Origin of the sequence: Bacillus cereus (assembly GCF_007678085.1) — a bacterium.
In the GTDB taxonomy this organism is placed as follows: domain Bacteria; phylum Bacillota; class Bacilli; order Bacillales; family Bacillaceae_G; genus Bacillus_A; species Bacillus_A cereus_BE.
Genome location: NZ_VEDW01000004.1, coordinates 117,453 through 136,971 on the forward strand (window position 1 = coordinate 117,453; position 19,519 = coordinate 136,971).

Consider the following 19,519-nt stretch of genomic DNA (forward strand, 5'->3'; position numbering starts at 1 on the left):
ATTGCTAACTTTCTTTTATTTTTTGTTTTTACTATATAAACTCACTGCCGAAATACTTAATAATAGCACTATACACAACCAAGCATACATATACCCTTTCTCATCGACAATATAACCAAATAAGACAGGTGCAACAATAATCGCAATTTGATTGAATGTAAGTGCCAAACTAACTGTTATTCCAACAGATTCTTCACTTGCCCATTCAGCAACTTCGGCGATAAAAAGACTAAACCATCCAATTGAAAAGAACCCTAACATTGCACTTATACCATACAATACTCCACTCATTACTGTATGTATGCTTATCACTAACAATAGAATCAAACTAATAGAAGCACAGACAGTTATAAATAAAGGTATGCGCCGATTCCCTTTATAAAACGTATCGCTAATAGCTGCTAATGCAACACGGCCAATCATTCCAGAAAAGAACATCACTGAAAATACTGTTCCAGCTACAATAGATGTAATAGATTGTTCTCTTACTAAAAATTTCATGAAGTGTCCAACTAACACCATTTGTAATGAAATCATGCAAATACCTGTTATATATATTGGATACAACTCTTTTTTACGTATCACTACTTTTAGCTGCATCCAAAAAGAAATTTTAATATGTTCTTTCCTAGTAGCATCCTCTTGAACATATGGCTCTTTATATAACATAAAAAATAATAATCCTCCAATTATACAAATGCATGCCATACTATTTATTGCGTAAGTCACATTATATTGTATTGTAAAAAACGGGATTAGCACTCCCGCTAACGCACCACCAATCGGTATACCAGCTTGCCTTATTCCCATCGCTAATCCGCGATTTTCTTTTGGGAACCATTTTAAAATCACTTTACTTCCTCCTGGCTGGGAAACACTATAGAACATTCCTACTAATAAAAGTACAAATAACAGATCATTAAATCCATTTACTATATTAGTTAGTAAAAACGAACCTCCTAACAAAAATGAACTGATAGAAATCAACAACTTTTCATTATATTGATCGAGTAACCGCCCAACAAAAAGCATACAAAATAATGGTCCCACATTTACAACACTTACTAACAATCCACTCTCCATATTCGTAAGCCCATATTCTTCTTTCCAAAATAAAGAGAAAGCTCCGACACCATATGTTATAAGTGTCGCTGTCGTTTGAGCAATCGTCGCAAACATTAACATAACCCACTTATGATTACTTTTCATCCTTTCTTCAATTAACACAATAATCCCTCCATCCCCTTTCATTGTATGAAAGTTCTGATATCATATAAAATAAAGGTTCATCATATAAACCATCAAAAAAATTGATACCTTTTCGGAGGGAAGATACGTGGACATAAAAGATTTAACTGTATTTTACGAAGTTGCAAAGGAAAGTAATATTTCTCGCGCTGCGAAAAATTTGAACTATGTACAATCAGGTGTAACAATGCGTATGAAACATCTAGAAAATGAATTAGGTGTGCCTTTATTTTACCGTAACGGGAAAGGGGTAACTTTAACTTCTAACGGTGAGATTTTATTAACATACGCCAAACAAATTATCCACTTAATGGATCAATCTATAAAAGCGGTTCAAAGTAATGGAACTGATCCTAAAGGTACTTTGAAAATCGGATGTACAGAATCTACAACCGCGGTAAGGCTGCCATCTATATTAACGGCCTATTATGAGAAATACCGAGAAGTCGAATTGATTTTAGAAACAAATACGACCGAACAACTAATTAGGCTTGTGTTAGAACGAAAACTAGACGGAGCGTTTATAGCAGGATCTACTCAGCATACTGAACTTCATACAAAGGTATTTCGTGAAGAAGAATTAGTTCTCATTAGTAAAAACACTTTATCCTCTCTTAAAAATATAGAAGATATGAATTTACTCGCTTTTAGTCACGGTTGCTATTATAGAAGTTTATTAGAAGACTGGCTTCAAGAAGAAGGCATCTCGCCTAAACGAGTATTAGAGTTTGGAACAATTGAAGCAATACTCGCCTGTGTAAAATCAAATATGGGCGTAGCAATTATGATGAAATCTATATTAAATGGTCATGCACATAACTTATCATTTAATCCTTTACCTAATAGATTCAAAAATGTTCCTACTACTTTTGTTACTAGAAAAGACATATATCACTCAGCTGCATTACAAAAATTTATGGAGATGATTTAACAATGCGTGAAAAGAAAATGCGTGGGATGAAGTGTAAAACAAACACTATGATACAGCGAATTGAAGAACATACAAAAACGTTCCCTTCTGCTTTCTATGACGATGAATATTGGTATATGCCATTACCAGTTTCCCAAGCTTTTATCAATTCGTGTAAAACGCCTAGAAAAGTAAAACGAGTATGTATACAAACTCTATTAAATCAAGCAAATCATTTAATAAAAATAAAACCGAGCGATACACATACATATAGAGTTGTTGTTTTGATTTCTATAGAAAGGTTGTGGGATTCGCAAATCATTATATTTAAAAATGAGGGGTACTTTCATAATTTCTTTAATAGAAATAGTGAATTTCAAAAATGGATTCCTCTTGCAAATGAATCTGATTTTTGGAAGACATGGGGAATTTCAATTTGTCCTACTGCCCAAATGTTGCACTTTCAAGAAGTCATTTATGATGAAGATGCAATCAATAAAAAAGAGATTTGGTTTATTGGAGAGTTATCTTAAAAGGGGTACTTTCAAATGAAAAGCTTCCCTTTTTCCACTTAACAAAATCGCTATATAATGAATCTATCATTTTACTATATAGGAGGTTTTTAAATGGTAATACCTAAATATCCTGATGTCCCTACTCTTACGAAAAAACAAATCGATCAAATTACAGAAATCGCTTTTCTAAAAGAAATAACACCACACAAATGTGATGCTATTTTCGTTTTCGGCGGTTCTCATCCTGGTAATTGGCGAGCTCCTCTAGAAGCTTATCGACAAGGTTTAGGAAATAAAATTATCGTTACAGGTGGTACTAGTTTACATGGCATGAAACATCCGAGCTGGAATTACGGGGATTTGTCAGAAGCAGAAGTAATTGTACATAAATTAATTGAACATGGCATACCAAAAGACGCTATCATATTCGAGACAAACTCCCTTCATTCTATCGCTAATGTAATGGAAGCGAAAAAGATTTTTGATTTCACAAAAATTAATCGGCTACTATTTGTATGCAAAAGTTTAGGAGCTGGTCGGCAATATAGAGTATTAAAAAAACATTTACCTAACACTGTTACTTGTATTCCATTTACATTTGATACAAGTTTCGATGGTGAGTTTATAATTAATAGATATAATTGGATGGAGAATGAAAAAAGTCGCTCTATGATTTTTGGAGAATACTTGAGAAATGTTTGCTACGGTAGAAAAGGTGGTATTGAGCCACCTGAAAAAGAAGTTCAAGGCTTAGAAGAATATGTATCCTACTACTATAATCTAGCATAATAGAAAAAGGTATACCAAAACGTCGGTATACCTTTTCTCCTATTTATTTTTCTTTTAGTACACTATGTAATCGATCAGGATAATTTGTAAACATTCCTGTAGCACCCCATTTAATTAACAATCTCATATCTGGTTTCTCATTAATTGTATAAGGGTGAATTAACAGCCCATTATTTCTAGCCATTTTCATATATGACTCATCAATAATTAGTTCTCCGTTATCATTACGTAAGTTCGGTCCAATACCAACTGCATACTTTTTAATTTCTTGAAAATCATCATTCGTTACACTTTTCGGTTCATGTGTAATACTAGACCATTCAACAATCTCATTGTTTTCATTTGGATAATACCAAAGCAGTTGAACTAACGGAATATTTCTATTCATACTATGAATCTTTGTTAAACTATCTTTACTAAATGATTGGATCATAACACGGCTTGAAGACATGTTTTGACCTACTAAATTATATTTATTTAATAAAGCTAATAATTTCTCTTCCATTCCTGGATACACGTCTGGTGATTTCGTTTCAATGTAATACTTCATGCTTCTTCCGTACTTTTGGAAGATTTCTTCAAGAGTCGGAACCTTTTGACCAACATACTCTTGCTTAGCCTTTTCTGGATAAGCTTTATTAAACCAAGATCCTGCATCTAAGCTCTTTATTTCACTTAACGTTTTATCTCGTACTTCACCTGTTCCATTTGTAGTGCGGTCAACTGCTGTATCATGCATTGCAATTAATTGGCCATCCTTAGTTAATTGAATATCTAACTCCAAATAATCCGCTTTCATTTTTTTCACTAAATCATAAGAAGCAAAAGTATGCTCAGGTGCATGTCCACTTGCTCCGCGATGTGCAATATTTAAAAACTTATTCTTATTCCACTCATGCTTTCCTTCTGCTTTCGCATGAACAGCTCCTCCAGCAAAAATACTTCCCGTCATAAAGAAAATAACTAATACGCTAATAATTTTTCTCATCCTTTTAACCCTTCCTACGTTGTAAATTTCAACAAGTTAATGAGATTTACACGAAATAGAAGATATACTTTCATTATTTTTATAAGCTTATATTAAAATTCCAATCTTACAAATACAATTCTCCTATGTTATTACTATACTATTTATTTTGCATATCCCTCCTATTCACATGTAACTTCCTATTGATTACATTTCATCAATAAAAAAAGCCATAAATTATTTAGAGGACACTTCTGTATCCCTAAATAAATTTATGGCTTATCTCAAATATCTCCGGCCTCGATTAACTTGTCGAAATTAATCATACCAAACCTATTAAAATTTGTGAATATTATTTTTTCAGTACGGTAAAGCTTTAATCAGTATAAGTTATATATCTATCTTATACTAATTAGTATTTGAACACATCGAATTTTTCCGAACAGCCCGATTCCTATCTAACTTCTTTAATTTCCATTCATACAAGATAAAATTCTATTATCATTTGACATGATATTTAAGTAAATCTAGGCTTTACTTAATTACAAATTCTTAATTTCGTATATCCTTTCTTGCAAGTTTAGGTTTCTTTTGAGAATGTGGTATATTTACATGTCCCGAAGCAGCCACAGATTGTCTCCTTTCCTTCCTTGACAGTTTAGGCTTCTTTTGAAAATATAATTCTTTTAAATGTCGCGAAGTAATACCTTGTTTTTTGAAATCAAAGTAAAAATACAAATGTGTACTTAGCGCTAGGAAAACAACTGAAATAAATGAAAAAATAACGATTAGCACAATCGCCATAGCTTTTTGGCTCAAAATTCCAATACTAACTTGACCAATCATATAACCTAAACCCGAAAAATATACAATTTTAGGGATTTTCACATCTTGATCAGTGATCCCCCTTAAGCGGGCTGTAAAATATTTAATCCAGAATAATTCAGATTTATAAACAATTAAACTATATGCAATAAGCGATAGAATAAAAAATAAAGGAGATTCTATTTCTACGAATTCGTAAGCTAACTTTTGCACAGCTATAAAACTACAAAATGAAATACTTAACGCAACAAATCCAGAATATAGTAAATGTTGCAATTGAGGCTGCCGAGGTTTATAAATGGAAACCCAAATCCCCCATAGATTACATATCACATAAAATGGAAAAGCTGCGTAAAAGTATATATTGTACGGTGGAAATATGAATAAAATGATGAGTAGCATAAAATTCATGATAACCCACATAAAGGCCCCTACAATATTTCTTATATCAAATGGTATTAATATTCGTATACAATCCACTATGTTGTTGCCATTATATTTGTCCATTATGCATCCCATCCATTTCCTTCCTCTTCAAATCAACATATACCCATATATATACTCCAGATATACTAAGCACAACAGCAAATAAAGAAAAGACTAAAATTAAGACCGTCGCTAAACCGTTTTGTGATAATGTACCTATACATATTTGTCCAATAACATATCCCAATCCTGATAAATACACAATTGGAGAAATTTTTATATTGTCATTTTCTTCATTGTTTAATCGCCTTAAAAAACTTTTCATTCCAATAGAAATCAATTTATAGATTGTAAGAATGTAAAGCACAAAAGTAACAATAAAAAACAGAGGTGTTTCAATTTTAATAAAGGTATATGCAATCTTTTGAATCACTATAAAGCTTCCAAAAGAAAAAGTTATTCCCATAAATCCATTATATAAAATGTGTACCAACCTTGGCTCATTTGGTTTATAAAAAAATACCCATACTCCCCATATATTAGCAATCAAAAGAAAAGGTAAAATTATATATAAGTATATAGTAAAGGTTGGAGGAAATAAAAATGGGGTTAAAATCATAAAATTAATAACTACCCACACCATAACGACACTCGATCTTACACTGTCAGGCATCAATTTCCGAATAATTTGTTCTGTGCTTTTTCCGTGGTATTTTTCCATGTTACTCTCCTAAAAACTAAAAAATTTTATCTAAAGTTGCTCCGATTACAATCGTAACCCCATTATTAAATATACTAATTCATATATATATTTATTTGACAAAATAATATATTGAATATTCAAACACTTTAAATATCTAGCGTAATATATAATCTCTAGGAAAAATAATACAATAAAAAGATAATCTAATCTAGCGATAGATATCATTTAAAACTAAAAACTGAAAAAATTCTAACAAAAAAGGGGGTTAATTTACATATATTTCTATAACAATGCCTCTACACTACATAATTTTTATTAGCTAAAAAATAAAAGTATCGTCCTATATAAGACAATACTTCCGTAGTTACTTAAAAACCACATAATAAATTACTCATTACCTCCTCCAGCATTACATCTGGATTTACCACTGCTTTTTCCGAACGCCATCCTATAAATCCATCTGGTCTAATTAGTACAACTTCTTCACTCTCTAACCCATATAATTCGCGAAAAACATTTTCTTGAGCAATAAAGTCTCCACTTACCCCTACTCGATACACTTTAATATTTATTCCTAATTTAGATGAAACATCATATACAGCTTCAGCCCAAGAACTATTGTCTACTCCAGTAAGTAATACAAAATTGTTACCAAATAAGTCTAATATAGAAGCTTCTTTCCCTTTATACATCCCACAAAAGTGAGGTGCTCGTGTTCCAGGTCTTCCATTCAACTCTACGATATCCATTCTATGCGGAGTGGCTGATTCATCTAGTATTGCTTCTGAACAATACTGATACCCGACAGTTACAGCTAAACCATCCATATTATTCAAACTGCCTTCTTCTCTATTCGCAGCACGGAACAATAAACTACTCGCATACTCCGTCGTTAATTTTGCAACAGGATACCTCTCTTCATGATATGTTTCTAACAATTTTGGATTTGCCTTCCCTTTTATAACAGCCGCTAATTTCCAAGCTAGATTGTGCGCATCTTGTATCCCTGTATTTGAACCAAACCCTCCAGTTGGCGGCATAATATGGGCAGAATCACCAACTAAAAAAATGCGATTATCTTGAAATTTTGCAGCAGTACTTTCAGTCGCTTCCCACGGTAAAACACTTACTATTTCTGACTCAACTTTTGTACTTCCAATTGCTGTTTGAATAATTTGTTTACAACGTTCTATAGTGAAATCCTCTGGTCGCTCTCCTTTTAACGGATCGTAGGATACATGGTAAATCCATCTTCTTTCGTTATCAACTGGAATAAGCGCACCAAGAACTTCAGGATGAAGTATCATAGTAAAACCAAATGCATCTCCTTGTATAAACTCACTTAAATCCGCTTCAAAATAAATATTCATATAATAGCCACCGATTGTACCTCTTCCCTCCGTACTTATCCTTAGTTGCTCACGTATTTTACTTTTTGCCCCATCCGCTGCAATTACGTAGTCACAATGAACAACGCTCTCTTTTTCCGTTTCGCGATCTCGAATCGTTGCGATTACTCCTTGCTCATTTTGTTCATAAGAAACTAATTCATGATAAAAAGATAATTCTCCGCCCAATGTTCTCGCTTCTTGTAACATCATCTCTTCTAAAATAATTTGATAACAAGCCGTTTGTTTTGATGGACTAATCTCTTCTATTTTTTGAAGTAACTTCTCATCGTTTCCATACTGAGTCGCCCGCATTTTTGCTAATTCTTCCTTATTCGCCTCAGCTATTGTATGAACTGCTATTCTTCCACGGCAATTTTCTAATGCTTTACCCGTCGATCTAATTTTTTGTTCTAAACCTAATTCTCGAAATAACTCCATCGTACGAAAAGTGATTCCACCCGCTTTTGGATGAATTGCAGTAGACGGGTGCCTTTCAACTAATAAATAATCAACGTTATGTTTTGCAAGGAATAGCGCAGATGCTAACCCTGATAATCCTCCTCCAACAATTAAAACTGGTACGTAATTCGATTTCATATATTTACCCTCCACATCATTGTTCTGAGCTCAGTGATATAAATATAATCAAAAAAACAACAAAGATATAGACTTATATTTCATTTTAAATTATCATATAGATAGATTACGCCCCAAATTACTTTTACTTTTTCAAACATCTATAATCTGCTTGAATTATGCATGTTTGAAAGAGTAAAACGAAAAAACTCACTTTAGTAGACACCAACATAATAAAAACATGATAAGCGGTCGTACCCCTATAAGTTATTCAGGGTACGACCGCTTATCTTTTTAAAAATCCTTATCCTTTCTCATCTGTAAACAACGTATTATTAAAGTCTTTTCTATCCCCCTACCATTTTCAACTCATAAAATTTCATTCGTCTCGATTTTCTTTCCCAATATTGCAGCTCATATAACAATGATGTAGCATTACCGTATCGATGTAATGGTCCATCATCTTAAACCTTTCGACTAATTCATTGGAGGTAAAGTGATTGAAATGAATAAACAAGAACAATTAAACGTTATAAAAAAAGATTTTATTGATTCTCAAAAAGTATTATTGGCAATTGGTGATGAAACACGGCAAGCTATTTTGTTAGTTCTAATGGAAACAGAATGTCAAACCGGATTACGTGTAGGTGAAATTACGAAACAAACACATCTTTCTCGACCAGCAGTATCACATCACCTTAGAATTTTACGAGAAGCCGGTATTATTTTAATGCGAAAAGAAGGTACAAAAAACTTTTATTATATTGATATACGTACAAAATTAGGCTTATTAAAAAATCTTGTATTAGATATTGAACAGCTATTGCACAACTTTTATCCCACTTTAACGGGCAGTAAGACCCCCACCTCAAAATTCAGCGAAAGCAAAGAATTTTGATGGGGATCAACTGCCCATAAAAGTCCGATTGGTTCAACTAATAATCAGTGGGGGATGAAGAACCCCCCCACTGATTAAAGTTTCACTTTATTGAAATTTGGAGGTATAAGAAATGAAAGCAATGATAATTGATAAGTACGGGAAAGTTCCAATGCGTATGGCAGAGGTACCTACTCCTGAAATAAATGAGCATGAAGTACTCGCAGAAATTCATGCAGCTAGTATTAACCCAATTGACTTTAAAATACGCGATGGAAAAGTAAAGATGTTACTTAAATATGAAATGCCCTTAATTCTTGGTAATGACTTTTCCGGTGTCATCGTAAAGGTTGGATCAAAAGTGACTCGTTTTAAAGTTGGTGATGCAATATATGCACGTCCAAGAAAAAATAAAATCGGTACTTTCGCGGAATATATAGCCATTCATGAAGATGATATAGCTTTAAAACCAAAAAATTTAAGTTTTGAAGAAGCAGCATCGATCCCTCTCGTTGGCTTAACATCATATCAAGCATTACATGACATTATGCATTTACAAAAAGGACAAAAAATATTAATTCACGCTGGGTCTGGTGGTGTCGGTACTTTCGCAATTCAGTTAGCAAAAATAATGGGCGCTACCGTTACAACGACTGCTAGTGAAGCTGGTTCTGATTTAGTAAAGTCGCTTGGCGCAGATGAAATAATTAATTACAAAACAGAAAAATTTGAAGAAATACTAAAAGATTATGATGCAGTATTTGATACAATCGGCGGTACAACACTTGAAAAATCATTCGATATTATAAAAAGCGGCGGCAACATTGTTTCCGTTTCAGGAATGCCAAATGCTCGTTTCGGTAAAGAATTTGGTTCCGGATTTTTTAAAACACTCTTATTTTCATTAGCAAGTAGAAAACTTACTGCACTTGAAAAAAAGCATAATGCTCAATATTCATTTTTATTTATGAAGCCAAGTGGCGATCAACTACGTACTATCGCAAATTATATTGAAGCAGGAAAAATCAAACCTGTAATCGATCGAGTTTTCCCTTTTGAAGATGCGCAAAAAGCAATGGAATATTCAGAGTCTGGAAGAGCAAAAGGAAAAATAATTGTAAAAATAAAATAGCAATAAAGACCCCATCTCCTTAAAATGGGGTCTTTATATTTACTGTTAAATAGACATAGTGCAGTGAAGTCCTTACAATAGATTGCAAGGGGAAATATCATATTATACTTTTAGCTAATTTTACAAAGAATACATACGTACAAATACATAATAAAAAATAAACAAGGAGGAGATAAAATGACTAAAAATAATGAAGCTGGTTGGAATTTAGATCATAGTTATACGACTTTACCACAATCATTTTATACAGAAATCCCCCCTACTCCCGTAAGTTCACCGGAGCTAGTTAAACTAAATCATTCATTAGCAATATCTCTTGGTTTTAATCCTGAGGAATTGAAAAAAGAAGTTGAAATTGCTATTTTCGCTGGTAATGCACTCCCAGAAGGAGCTCATCCATTAGCTCAAGCGTATGCCGGTCATCAATTCGGACATTTTAATATGTTAGGCGACGGTCGTGCGCTTTTAATAGGTGAACAAATTACCCCTTCAGGTAAACGTTTTGACATTCAACTGAAAGGTTCTGGCCCTACTCCGTACTCACGCCGAGGAGATGGTCGTGCTGCACTCGGTCCGATGCTACGTGAGTATATTATTAGTGAAGCAATGTATGCACTTGATATTCCAACTACGCGCAGTTTAGCAGTTGTTACAACTGGTGAACCAACATATCGTGAAACAAAGTTACCTGGAGCAATTTTAACTAGAGTAGCAAGTAGCCATATACGCGTCGGCACATTTCAATATGCTGCCGCCCGTGGTTCTATCGAGGATCTTCAATCACTAGCTGACTATACGATAAAAAGGCATTATCCAGAAATTGAGGATCATGAAAACCGATATACTGCATTACTACAAGAAGTCATAAAAAAACAAGCAAGTCTCATCGCTAAATGGCAACTTGTTGGATTTATCCATGGCGTAATGAACACTGACAATATAACGATTAGTGGAGAAACGATTGATTACGGCCCTTGTGCATTTATGGACAATTACGACCAAGGAACCGTATTTAGCTCTATTGATACACAAGGTCGCTACGCATATGGAAATCAACCATATATGGCCGCATGGGACCTGGCGAGACTAGCAGAATCTTTAATACCTCTTCTGCATGAAGATGAAGAAGAAGCATTAAAGATTGCTCAAGACGAAATTTCAAAATTTAGCGTACAGTATGAAAACCAATGGTTCCTTGGAATGAAAAAGAAATTAGGACTATTTAGCAATGAGGAACAAGATCACTCACTTATTGAGCAACTTTTAAAAATGATGGAGAAATTTAAAGCAGATTACACAAATACATTCCGTTCATTAACTCTTAATACGATCGAAAATACAGCTCTATTTGACAGTCCAGAATTTAAAGAATGGTACAAACTATGGCAATCTCGATTAGAACGACAAGAAGAATCGAAAGAAAACGCCTACGAAATGATGAAAAATAATAACCCATCCATCATCCCAAGGAACCATCGCGTAGAAGCAGCACTAGAAGCAGCTGTCACAAATGGCGACTATAGCGTAATGGAGAAACTTCTTGAAGCGCTATCTAATCCTTATGCGTATGCTACAGATCAAGAAGAATACTGTGTTCCACCTGTACCGACGAATCGTCCTTATCGTACTTTTTGTGGGACTTGATTGTTTAATATGTAAAAAGGTGTGTTCATACAAATTGTGTGAACACACCTTTTTTATATTTTCCCCTCTCAACTAGAACTTTAAAATGCACTTCCCCCGATTCCTTTTCTTTACTCCAAAACAAAAACCTAACTATTCCAATAGACTTACTCATGAGCTTATTAAACAAATATTGAGAAATAAAAATTACATTTCTAAATATTGTTATTTTTGATAATATACTTTATAAGAATATTCAAAAAGTGAGGGGATTTCATGAACGTTCAACTACAAGGTAATGAACAAATTACGAAATTATTTAATGATTGGTATTTAGCTATGCTTAAACAAGATGTGTCCCAGGCGACAAACTTAAAGCATGAAATTGAGGAAAAGGAACTAAACTTTGAAGAAGATGAAAACTTAGCATTATACTATTCTCTACTAGATTTTCGTTTCAAAGTTTTAACTGACGGTTTAAGTATCACAAAAGACAGTTTCAATAAAATAGATTCTTACGCAATTTCACCTAATCACCAACTTTCTTACTACTATCATTTATTTAAAGCAATTCATGCTACTTTAACAACAAATTATAATTTAGCAAGTGAACATTATGAAAAAGCTGAAAAGCTATTAGTTAATGTTTCAGATAAACTAGAGGAAGCAGAATATAATTACCGATTCGCTATCTTTAATCAACATTTTTATAAACCTATTGAAGCAATTCAATATGCTAATAAAGCTCGAGAAATATTTTTCATGTATAGAGATTATGAAAAAAATGTCGCTTCATGTGAAAGCGTTATAGGTGCATCATGTGTACAATTAAGACAATACGAGCAAGCTGAAGAACACTACAACTCCGCAATCAATATTTTACAAAAACAAAATGAAGAATCTTTACTTTTAAGAGTTCGTAATAATTTAGGCTGGCTATATGCCAATCAAAACCTATCAACACTGGCTATTCGCCATTTATCTGAAGTCACGACAAAAATGCCTACCCATTTCAAAGCAATTTTCTTACAAGCTAGGGAACATTCTAAACTTGGTGAAATAAATATCGCTTCAGAACTTATAAAAAAAGGATTAAAAATTTGTACAGAACTTAACAATGAAGAATATATGCTTCACTTTAAAATTTTAGAGTCCCTTAACAATAACGAGTCAACTGAAGACTTAGAAAAAATTATTCTTGAAGGAATTGCGTATTTCGACAAAGAATCTTTATATAACTACACTCAGGAATATTTAGAAAAGTTAGCCGTTAAACTTTACGATGAAAATAATCATATAAAAGCAAGCGAGTATTTTCATAAAGCGTTACAAGCAAAAGAAAAAACGTTTGAGAAAGGGGCATTAAAATGATAAGAAAAATTGGTTCCATCTTATTAGGATTATCTGTTATCGGAATTGTGTCTATTGGGGTAAATAGTTCGTTTACATATCAAGCAAGTCATGCAGATTTCCCTTCACCACAAAGGCCTGACCTTGTTCAATCCGTTGACGTAGGTAAAGACTATAACTCAACAACAGCTGCTGAAAAAAATTTTTAAAAGACGAAAGACCTTCAATTAAGAAGGTCTTTTTTTAATACGCTTATTTAGAATATTTTCCTTTCATATAGACTTTATTTTCTCATCAACTCCGCAATCCCCCTACTCCCCTCACTACCAACTTTCTCAAGTTCCTCCACAACTAAATTCCGTCTCTCTACAGAATGATTTTGACTTAACTTCGCTTTTCCTTCTATTTTATTTATCTTTACTTTGAACCCAACTATTCCCTTACTTAATCCTCCCATATAATTCGGGTCTACATCATTAAGTGAGTAAGTGCTCTCTGGGTCTTCATATGTATGTACTAAATCTTGAAGGGAATCTATTAATTCCTGTTCATCCTCAACAATTTCTAATTCACCATATACATGCACTGCAACGTAATTCCATGTTGGTACTGCATTGTTTGTTTCATACCACGACGGCGATATATAGCTGTGGGGTCCTTGGAATATAGCAAGCACGTGTTGATTCTCAATATCTTTCCACTGTTCATTTGGACGTGCGAAATGGCCATGTAAAGTTAGAGTCGCCCTATTTAATAACAACGGTAAGTGCGTTGCATATGGTTCCCCGTTATGTTGAGAAAATAATGTCGCAAAGCTATTTTGTTCTATTATTTCGTACTTCATCTCTTCATCTTGTATTGCGAAATGTTTTGGTACGTACATAAACTCCCTCTTTTCCGATCTTTTCTTTTTATTTCCTATTATATTTAGTAATCGCATCAATCAACAGGGACAGTTTGTCATTATTTTATAGTGGCAGCTTTCAATAAAAAAAGAATAGGTCGCATATACTCAATGCGACCTTAGTTTATTTTCCCTAATATATTTGTAATAAATGCCGTCTTACCTTCACTATAGCTCGCTCTATTTTTCGATTCTCTTGCTAATTCTTTCTTTAATCGTCCATATTCAACAGCAACATCTCCATGTTCACGAAGGTAATCCCGAAACGCTATATGTTTTCTTAACTCTTCGCTATTTTTGTCACACACATACAAATGATGTTCCATCCAAACTGTACTTTCTCCGTTCCATGGAACGAAAGCATCCTTTCTACCAAACGCCTCTCTCCCTTTGAAGCTCCAGTCACCTTGATGATAATACCCTATCGTTTCAAGGCTTTTTACTACTTCAGGAAAAATTTCGTACTCTTCTATTACTATAGCAATATCTAATATTGGTTTTGATACAAGTCCTTTAACAGCTGTACTTCCCACATGTTCAACGGATAAAACAAGTTCTTCCATTGCATCGTTAATAATAGTTTGTAATTTATTAAATTCACTTTCCCATTTGATGTTATATTCTTTGATTGTAATTCTCTGTTTCAATGTATCTCTCTCCCCAAAACAATTTATAACCTTTGAATATGAGTATCCTTAAAATCCGTCTCATATTTCAATCCGTATCCACACATTCGATCCATTCCAATATGCGCTGTCCAAATTAAGCCAATCATTATAATGGTATCTACCTTAAAATATACACCTATTATAGCTATTACTATCGATATAATATATGTGTGAAAAATATTATAAATTTTAGCACCTACATGATTATTTATCCCATACGCCAACATTGATAAATCCGGAGCTAAAAGAAATACCAAAAATATAATCCAACTAAATTCATATATCGAATACGCATAAATCGTGGCTACGAAAACAACTAACCCTTCAAAATGTAAAATACGCTTTTGCATTCTTTACCATCCCTATTTTTCTATATTTACCGATAAATTTTCATCACTGAAAGTATTCTTTGCATTTTTTGACCAGATGGTTGCTAAAATCGGCCCTGCAATGTTATGCCATACTGCTGCTAATACACTCGGAAGTGCAGCTGCTGGTCCAAAATGTGCTGTTGCCAGCGCAACACCTAAGCCTGAATTTTGCATTCCTACTTCTATTGAAATAGCTCTTCTTGTCCCTTCGTCTAGTCCAAGTACGAACGCTGTTATATATCCGAGTAAAAAACCAAATGCATTATGAAGCATAACTGCGATAAAGATAAGAAGACCTGAAGAAGTAATGCTACTTACATTCGCTGAAACCACCGCTGAAACTATAATGATAATTGCTACAACTGATATTAAAGGAATAACAGTCATTCCTTTCGTAACAGTTGTAGGGAAAAACTTCTTCACTACTAATCCTAAAATAATAGGTAGGATAATGACTTGTACGATAGAAAGAAACATAGACATAGCATTCACTGGCATCCATTGTCCTGCAAGTAATAATAAAATAAGAGGTGTAGCAATTGGTGCTAGTAACGTTGATAACGACGTCATTGCAATAGACAACGCTAAGTTCCCTTTTGCTAAATAAACCATAACATTTGATGCAGTGCCACCCGGTACTGAACCGAGCAACACTAATCCAGCTGCTAATTCGGCTGGCAGATTCATAACATAGGCTAGTACGTATGCGACAAGTGGCATAATAATAAACTGAGCACATACACCGATAATAACTGGCAATGGTTTTGTAGCAATGATTTTAAAATCGACAGCCTTTAATGTTAATCCCATCCCAAACATTACAACCCCGAGTAAAATTGTGATGTAACTAGTTAACCCAAGAAATGGTCCAGGAATGAAATATGCAATAGCTGCAATACAAATAACCCAAAATGCAAAATATTTTCCAGCTATATTACTTATCGCTTCTAGTACTTTCACCCGATCAGCTCCTATCCTTTAATTGAAACACTTTATTCGGATTCAAAATATTTTGCGGATCAAGAGCTTTCTTTATTTTTTCCATTACGATTAATGCTGCCCCGTGTTCTTCTTCTTGATACTTCCTTTTTCCGATTCCGACGCCATGTTCTCCCGTACACGTTCCACCTCGTTTAAGAGCATATAAAACGATACTTTCATTTATTTCGTCGCCCTTTTCCACTTCTTCTTTATCGTTTGGATCTATCATTAAGAGCACGTGGAAATTCCCGTCTCCTACATGACCAAGAATACCACCAACAAGACCATTCTTTTCTAACGTCTCTTTCGCATGTTGGATTGCACCAGCTAATTCTGAAATTGGTACACATACGTCTGTACTCATAAGCTTTTTACCAGGATAGCTATGAACGTAAGAATATGCTAGATTATGCCGTGCATCCCATAATTTATTTCTCGCCGCAGTTTCCGTTTCAAAAGCAACTTCTTTACATTTATGATCAAAAACAATTTCCTTCGTAAATTCAATATCTTGCTTTAGCCCTGCTTCATTACCGTGAAACTCTAAAAATAGCGTAGGCTCTTCTCTGTAACTTGTTTCATTATAATGATTTACTTGTTTCATAGATAATTCATCTACAAGTTCAATTCTTGCAATTGGAATACCGGCCTGTAGTATATTAATAACAGCTTCTACTGCATCATTTATAGTTGGAAACGATGCTCTCGCAGCCATAACATGCTCTGGTATGCCGTATACTTTTAATGTTAACTCTGTAAAGCATCCAAGAGTACCTTCTGACCCTACGAAAACACCATTTAAATGGTAACCTGATGATGACTTCGCTGCTAAATTTCCAGTATGTATTACTTCCCCATCAGCAAGTACGACTTCTAAATCACGAACTTGATCACGCATTACCCCGTATTTAACTGCTGTCGTTCCGCTCGCATTTGTAGCAGCCATTCCACCTAACGTTGCGTCTGCTCCTGGATCTACACTAAAAAACAATCCATACTTTTTCAATTCTTTATTAAGCTGAGAGCGAGTCACTCCCGGCTGTACTCTTACAAGAAAATCCTTCTCTCTTATTTCGAGTATTTTATTCATAAGTGAAAAGTCCATTGTAATTCCTTTTTCATATGGAATGACATGTCCTTCTAAACTAGAACCTACCCCAAAAGGAACGACAGGTTTTTTATGCTCACTCGCAACTTTCATTAATCTACTAACCTCTTCAGTCGTTTTTGGAAAAACTACTACATCAGGTAAACTACTAGCATGATAAGACTCATCTTTACTATGTAACTCTCTTACTGTCGTATTTACAACTACTCGATCCTCGGGAAGTACACCCTTTAATTCATTTACTAAACGCTCTACCGTTATCTCCATCGTACACTCTCCTACTTTCTATACATTTGAATTACAAAATATGTTAACTGTTTTATACATAATAATCCGAAAAATTAAATAATTCAAGTTTTATACATATGAAATTCATTTCATACTATCGAAGAAACAAAAAGAACTTGCAACAATTGCTGCAAGTTCTTTTTTATAAAGTGAAACTTTAATTAGTGAGGGGGATTCATCCCCCACTGATTATTAGTTGAACCAATCGGGCTTTTACGGGTAGTTGATCCCCTACCTAACTTCTTTGCTTTCGTTGAATTTTGAGGTGGAGGTCTTACTGCCCGTTAATGCGGGATAAAACTATATTTTAAATGACTTCTTTATTAACAACATAAACCAAATTAAAGTAACTGCCATTAACGAATGGGAAAATCCTACAATATAAGTTAACCCTTTAAAGTCCGCTCCATTTAGCTGAAGAAGCCCTCTTGCTGCCAATGAACCTAACATTAAAGTTAATGCGATGTTATGTAAAACAAACCACTTATTAAAACTTTTCGCTTCATGAAATGCGAATACTTTTGCTAATCCTAAAGCAATTAAAAAGAAGAAAAAGCCGAGTACAAGTGTATGTGTATGCAAAAGATTTAACAAAGTAGATCCTACAATCCCCTTATACTTACCATACTCCCTAGCGAAAATTCCTGATAATAAACCGATAATCAAATACGTAAACGATGCATTATATAATTTTTTCATTATGTACCTCCTTGAGTAGAATGTGTAGTGTGTCATATTTAGTAATAATGATAGTTATATAGTAAAAACTCCTAGTTACCTAGGAGTCATTGTATAAGTATCTCACTCTTTACAATCAATCCTAATTATAAAATATCCCTTTATACAAAACAAACGAACTTTATGTGAACAAGTAGATCATAATGAAAATATGTTGCACTTTTGTATTTCGCAACCCATACTAATTGTTATAACTATTAAAGGTGGTGCAATGGATTGATAGTTCTTGAAACTGAACGACTCGTTCTTCGCTGGTTTGATATAAAAGACGCTCCATTTATTCTTGAATTAGTAAACGATCCTGCATGGATTCAGTTTATTGGTGATAAAAGGATTAAAAACTTAGAAGATGCAAAAAAATACATCTTAAACGGACCCGTTGATATGTATAATAAAATGGGCTTTGGTCTTTACTTAGTAGAGCGAAAAGAAGATCTCACTCCACTTGGTATGTGCGGGCTTATAAAAAGAGATACATTAGAAGATGTTGATATCGGCTTTGCCTTTTTAGAGAAATTCCGTTCAAAGGGGTATGGCTTTGAATCCGCTTCTGCTGTAATAGACTACGGTGTACAAAAACTCTGTCTGAAACGAATTGTAGCAATTACTACTATTGATAACATCAATTCAGGAAACCTTTTAGAAAAAGTAGGATTGCAGTTCGAAGAGATAATTTCAGACTCTGGAGAAGATTTAAAGTTATTTGGGTATAACGCGTAAAAAAGGTCGCCATTCATGGCGACCTTTTTTACTGATTTCGGAATAATATCTTGAGTTATATTATAATTTGCATCAATTGTTGCTATTACCAATATACCTTTCACATCACATTTTTGGAACTTTATAGAAATAATCCTTTCACTTGCAAATAAATTATATTAATATATTAAATAAAGGAAGTGATAATAAATGGAACAACCACTATTTTTATTAGTTCTTCAATTCATTGCATTTATATTAATCATTTGTATCTTATATGGAATCTTGTATAATGTCGTATTGAATTTAAATATGCCTAAATGGACTGCACATATGGTAGCTACCGCTTTTTCCCTTGGTATTGCCTATCAAACTTTTATAAATTTCATTTAATTTTTCTATAATGCATAACAAAAAGGTCGCCACTCAC

General features: G+C 33.7%; 21 protein-coding genes. 10 read left to right on the plus strand and 11 right to left on the minus strand.

Annotation, left to right across the window (positions count from 1 at the left end):
• Positions 1 to 15 precede the first annotated feature (15 nt).
• A complete protein-coding gene (locus FS742_RS17855) occupies positions 16 to 1,251 on the minus strand; it encodes an MFS transporter (protein WP_144614089.1) in 1,236 nt (411 codons plus the stop codon).
• Between the two features lie 85 nt (positions 1,252 to 1,336).
• Between FS742_RS17855 and FS742_RS17860 the strand changes: the two genes are divergently transcribed.
• The 3 genes from FS742_RS17860 (at position 1,337) to FS742_RS17870 (ending at position 3,462) form a co-directional block, all read left to right on the plus strand.
• Positions 1,337 to 2,179 (plus strand): LysR family transcriptional regulator, encoded by an 843-nt coding sequence (locus tag FS742_RS17860; protein WP_144614091.1) that lies wholly within the window; start codon positions 1,337 to 1,339, stop codon positions 2,177 to 2,179.
• A 2-nt stretch (positions 2,180 to 2,181) separates the two neighbouring features.
• Positions 2,182 to 2,691, plus strand: coding sequence for a DUF3916 domain-containing protein (locus FS742_RS17865; RefSeq protein ID WP_144614093.1), 510 nt, complete (start codon positions 2,182 to 2,184; stop codon positions 2,689 to 2,691).
• A gap of 93 nt (positions 2,692 to 2,784) precedes the next feature.
• The gene (locus FS742_RS17870) at positions 2,785 to 3,462 is read left to right on the plus strand and encodes a YdcF family protein (RefSeq protein WP_144614095.1); all 678 of its coding nucleotides are present in this window, start codon (positions 2,785 to 2,787) and stop codon (positions 3,460 to 3,462) included.
• Positions 3,463 to 3,505: 43 nt separating this feature from the next.
• On the opposite strand, the gene FS742_RS17875 is transcribed toward FS742_RS17870, so the two are convergent.
• From FS742_RS17875 to FS742_RS17890, 4 genes are all read right to left on the minus strand, one after another.
• Positions 3,506 to 4,450 (minus strand): glycerophosphodiester phosphodiesterase, encoded by a 945-nt coding sequence (locus FS742_RS17875; RefSeq protein WP_144614098.1) that lies wholly within the window; start codon positions 4,448 to 4,450, stop codon positions 3,506 to 3,508.
• Between the two features lie 531 nt (positions 4,451 to 4,981).
• On the minus strand, positions 4,982 to 5,761 hold the full coding sequence (locus tag FS742_RS17880) for a hypothetical protein (RefSeq protein WP_144614100.1): 780 nt from the start codon (positions 5,759 to 5,761) through the stop codon (positions 4,982 to 4,984).
• The gene (locus FS742_RS17885; RefSeq protein ID WP_144614102.1) at positions 5,748 to 6,401 is read right to left on the minus strand and encodes a hypothetical protein; all 654 of its coding nucleotides are present in this window, start codon (positions 6,399 to 6,401) and stop codon (positions 5,748 to 5,750) included. Before FS742_RS17885 ends, FS742_RS17880 begins: the two co-directional genes overlap by 14 nt.
• 350 nt (positions 6,402 to 6,751) lie before the next feature.
• Positions 6,752 to 8,371, minus strand: coding sequence for an FAD-dependent oxidoreductase (locus FS742_RS17890; protein WP_144614103.1), 1,620 nt, complete (start codon positions 8,369 to 8,371; stop codon positions 6,752 to 6,754).
• A 475-nt stretch (positions 8,372 to 8,846) separates the two neighbouring features.
• Here FS742_RS17890 and FS742_RS17895 point away from each other — a divergent pair, with 475 nt between their 5' ends.
• The 5 genes from FS742_RS17895 to FS742_RS17915 all read left to right on the plus strand — a co-directional run bounded on the left by FS742_RS17895 (position 8,847) and on the right by FS742_RS17915 (position 13,541).
• Positions 8,847 to 9,248 (plus strand): ArsR/SmtB family transcription factor, encoded by a 402-nt coding sequence (locus tag FS742_RS17895; RefSeq protein WP_144614105.1) that lies wholly within the window; start codon positions 8,847 to 8,849, stop codon positions 9,246 to 9,248.
• Between the two features lie 112 nt (positions 9,249 to 9,360).
• Positions 9,361 to 10,359, plus strand: coding sequence for an NADP-dependent oxidoreductase (locus tag FS742_RS17900; protein WP_144614107.1), 999 nt, complete (start codon positions 9,361 to 9,363; stop codon positions 10,357 to 10,359).
• A gap of 177 nt (positions 10,360 to 10,536) precedes the next feature.
• Positions 10,537 to 12,003 (plus strand): protein adenylyltransferase SelO, encoded by a 1,467-nt coding sequence (locus tag FS742_RS17905; protein ID WP_144614109.1) that lies wholly within the window; start codon positions 10,537 to 10,539, stop codon positions 12,001 to 12,003.
• 255 nt (positions 12,004 to 12,258) lie between these two features.
• Positions 12,259 to 13,353: a response regulator aspartate phosphatase gene (locus FS742_RS17910; RefSeq protein ID WP_144614111.1), complete on the plus strand. Its 1,095-nt coding sequence runs from the start codon at positions 12,259 to 12,261 to the stop codon at positions 13,351 to 13,353.
• The gene (locus FS742_RS17915) at positions 13,350 to 13,541 is read left to right on the plus strand and encodes a Phr family secreted Rap phosphatase inhibitor (protein WP_144614113.1); all 192 of its coding nucleotides are present in this window, start codon (positions 13,350 to 13,352) and stop codon (positions 13,539 to 13,541) included. Before FS742_RS17910 ends, FS742_RS17915 begins: the two co-directional genes overlap by 4 nt.
• Before the next feature lie 74 nt (positions 13,542 to 13,615).
• Here the strand turns inward: FS742_RS17915 and FS742_RS17920 are convergent, their stop codons facing one another.
• From FS742_RS17920 to FS742_RS17945, 6 genes are all read right to left on the minus strand, one after another.
• Entirely contained in the window at positions 13,616 to 14,215 is a 600-nt protein-coding gene (locus tag FS742_RS17920) for an FMN-binding negative transcriptional regulator (RefSeq protein ID WP_144614115.1), read from the minus strand.
• A gap of 140 nt (positions 14,216 to 14,355) precedes the next feature.
• Positions 14,356 to 14,883: a GrpB family protein gene (locus FS742_RS17925; RefSeq protein WP_144614117.1), complete on the minus strand. Its 528-nt coding sequence runs from the start codon at positions 14,881 to 14,883 to the stop codon at positions 14,356 to 14,358.
• 23 nt (positions 14,884 to 14,906) lie between these two features.
• Positions 14,907 to 15,254: a DUF4260 domain-containing protein gene (locus FS742_RS17930; protein ID WP_001172032.1), complete on the minus strand. Its 348-nt coding sequence runs from the start codon at positions 15,252 to 15,254 to the stop codon at positions 14,907 to 14,909.
• 12 nt (positions 15,255 to 15,266) lie between these two features.
• A complete protein-coding gene (locus tag FS742_RS17935; protein WP_098655129.1) occupies positions 15,267 to 16,235 on the minus strand; it encodes a bile acid:sodium symporter family protein in 969 nt (322 codons plus the stop codon).
• Between the two features lie 4 nt (positions 16,236 to 16,239).
• Positions 16,240 to 17,631 carry an FAD-binding oxidoreductase gene (locus tag FS742_RS17940; protein ID WP_144614118.1) on the minus strand — a complete coding sequence of 464 codons (1,392 nt, stop codon included), beginning with the start codon at positions 17,629 to 17,631 and terminating at the stop codon, positions 16,240 to 16,242.
• Positions 17,632 to 17,952: 321 nt separating this feature from the next.
• The gene (locus FS742_RS17945; RefSeq protein ID WP_000737900.1) at positions 17,953 to 18,351 is read right to left on the minus strand and encodes a DUF2871 family protein; all 399 of its coding nucleotides are present in this window, start codon (positions 18,349 to 18,351) and stop codon (positions 17,953 to 17,955) included.
• 255 nt (positions 18,352 to 18,606) lie between these two features.
• Here FS742_RS17945 and FS742_RS17950 point away from each other — a divergent pair, with 255 nt between their 5' ends.
• Positions 18,607 to 19,110 carry a GNAT family N-acetyltransferase gene (locus FS742_RS17950; RefSeq protein WP_144614120.1) on the plus strand — a complete coding sequence of 168 codons (504 nt, stop codon included), beginning with the start codon at positions 18,607 to 18,609 and terminating at the stop codon, positions 19,108 to 19,110.
• Positions 19,111 to 19,299: 189 nt separating this feature from the next.
• Positions 19,300 to 19,482: a hypothetical protein gene (locus FS742_RS17955; RefSeq protein WP_144614122.1), complete on the plus strand. Its 183-nt coding sequence runs from the start codon at positions 19,300 to 19,302 to the stop codon at positions 19,480 to 19,482.
• Positions 19,483 to 19,519 lie beyond the last annotated feature (37 nt).

Bases quoted from the DNA above. Each gene is read 5' to 3' on its own strand.
- FS742_RS17855 (WP_144614089.1), bottom strand. From the start codon at position 1,251: ATGAAAGGGGATGGAGGGATTATTGTGTTAATTGAAGAAAGGATGAAA.
- FS742_RS17865 (WP_144614093.1), top strand. From the start codon at position 2,182: ATGCGTGAAAAGAAAATGCGTGGGATGAAGTGTAAAACAAACACTATG.
- FS742_RS17870 (WP_144614095.1), top strand. From the start codon at position 2,785: ATGGTAATACCTAAATATCCTGATGTCCCTACTCTTACGAAAAAACAA.
- FS742_RS17875 (WP_144614098.1), bottom strand. From the start codon at position 4,450: ATGAGAAAAATTATTAGCGTATTAGTTATTTTCTTTATGACGGGAAGT.
- FS742_RS17880 (WP_144614100.1), bottom strand. From the start codon at position 5,761: ATGGACAAATATAATGGCAACAACATAGTGGATTGTATACGAATATTA.
- FS742_RS17885 (WP_144614102.1), bottom strand. From the start codon at position 6,401: ATGGAAAAATACCACGGAAAAAGCACAGAACAAATTATTCGGAAATTG.
- FS742_RS17890 (WP_144614103.1), bottom strand. From the start codon at position 8,371: ATGAAATCGAATTACGTACCAGTTTTAATTGTTGGAGGAGGATTATCA.
- FS742_RS17900 (WP_144614107.1), top strand. From the start codon at position 9,361: ATGAAAGCAATGATAATTGATAAGTACGGGAAAGTTCCAATGCGTATG.
- FS742_RS17905 (WP_144614109.1), top strand. From the start codon at position 10,537: ATGACTAAAAATAATGAAGCTGGTTGGAATTTAGATCATAGTTATACG.
- FS742_RS17910 (WP_144614111.1), top strand. From the start codon at position 12,259: ATGAACGTTCAACTACAAGGTAATGAACAAATTACGAAATTATTTAAT.
- FS742_RS17915 (WP_144614113.1), top strand. From the start codon at position 13,350: ATGATAAGAAAAATTGGTTCCATCTTATTAGGATTATCTGTTATCGGA.
- FS742_RS17920 (WP_144614115.1), bottom strand. From the start codon at position 14,215: ATGTACGTACCAAAACATTTCGCAATACAAGATGAAGAGATGAAGTAC.
- FS742_RS17930 (WP_001172032.1), bottom strand. From the start codon at position 15,254: ATGCAAAAGCGTATTTTACATTTTGAAGGGTTAGTTGTTTTCGTAGCC.
- FS742_RS17940 (WP_144614118.1), bottom strand. From the start codon at position 17,631: ATGGAGATAACGGTAGAGCGTTTAGTAAATGAATTAAAGGGTGTACTT.
- FS742_RS17945 (WP_000737900.1), bottom strand. From the start codon at position 18,351: ATGAAAAAATTATATAATGCATCGTTTACGTATTTGATTATCGGTTTA.
- FS742_RS17955 (WP_144614122.1), top strand. From the start codon at position 19,300: ATGGAACAACCACTATTTTTATTAGTTCTTCAATTCATTGCATTTATA.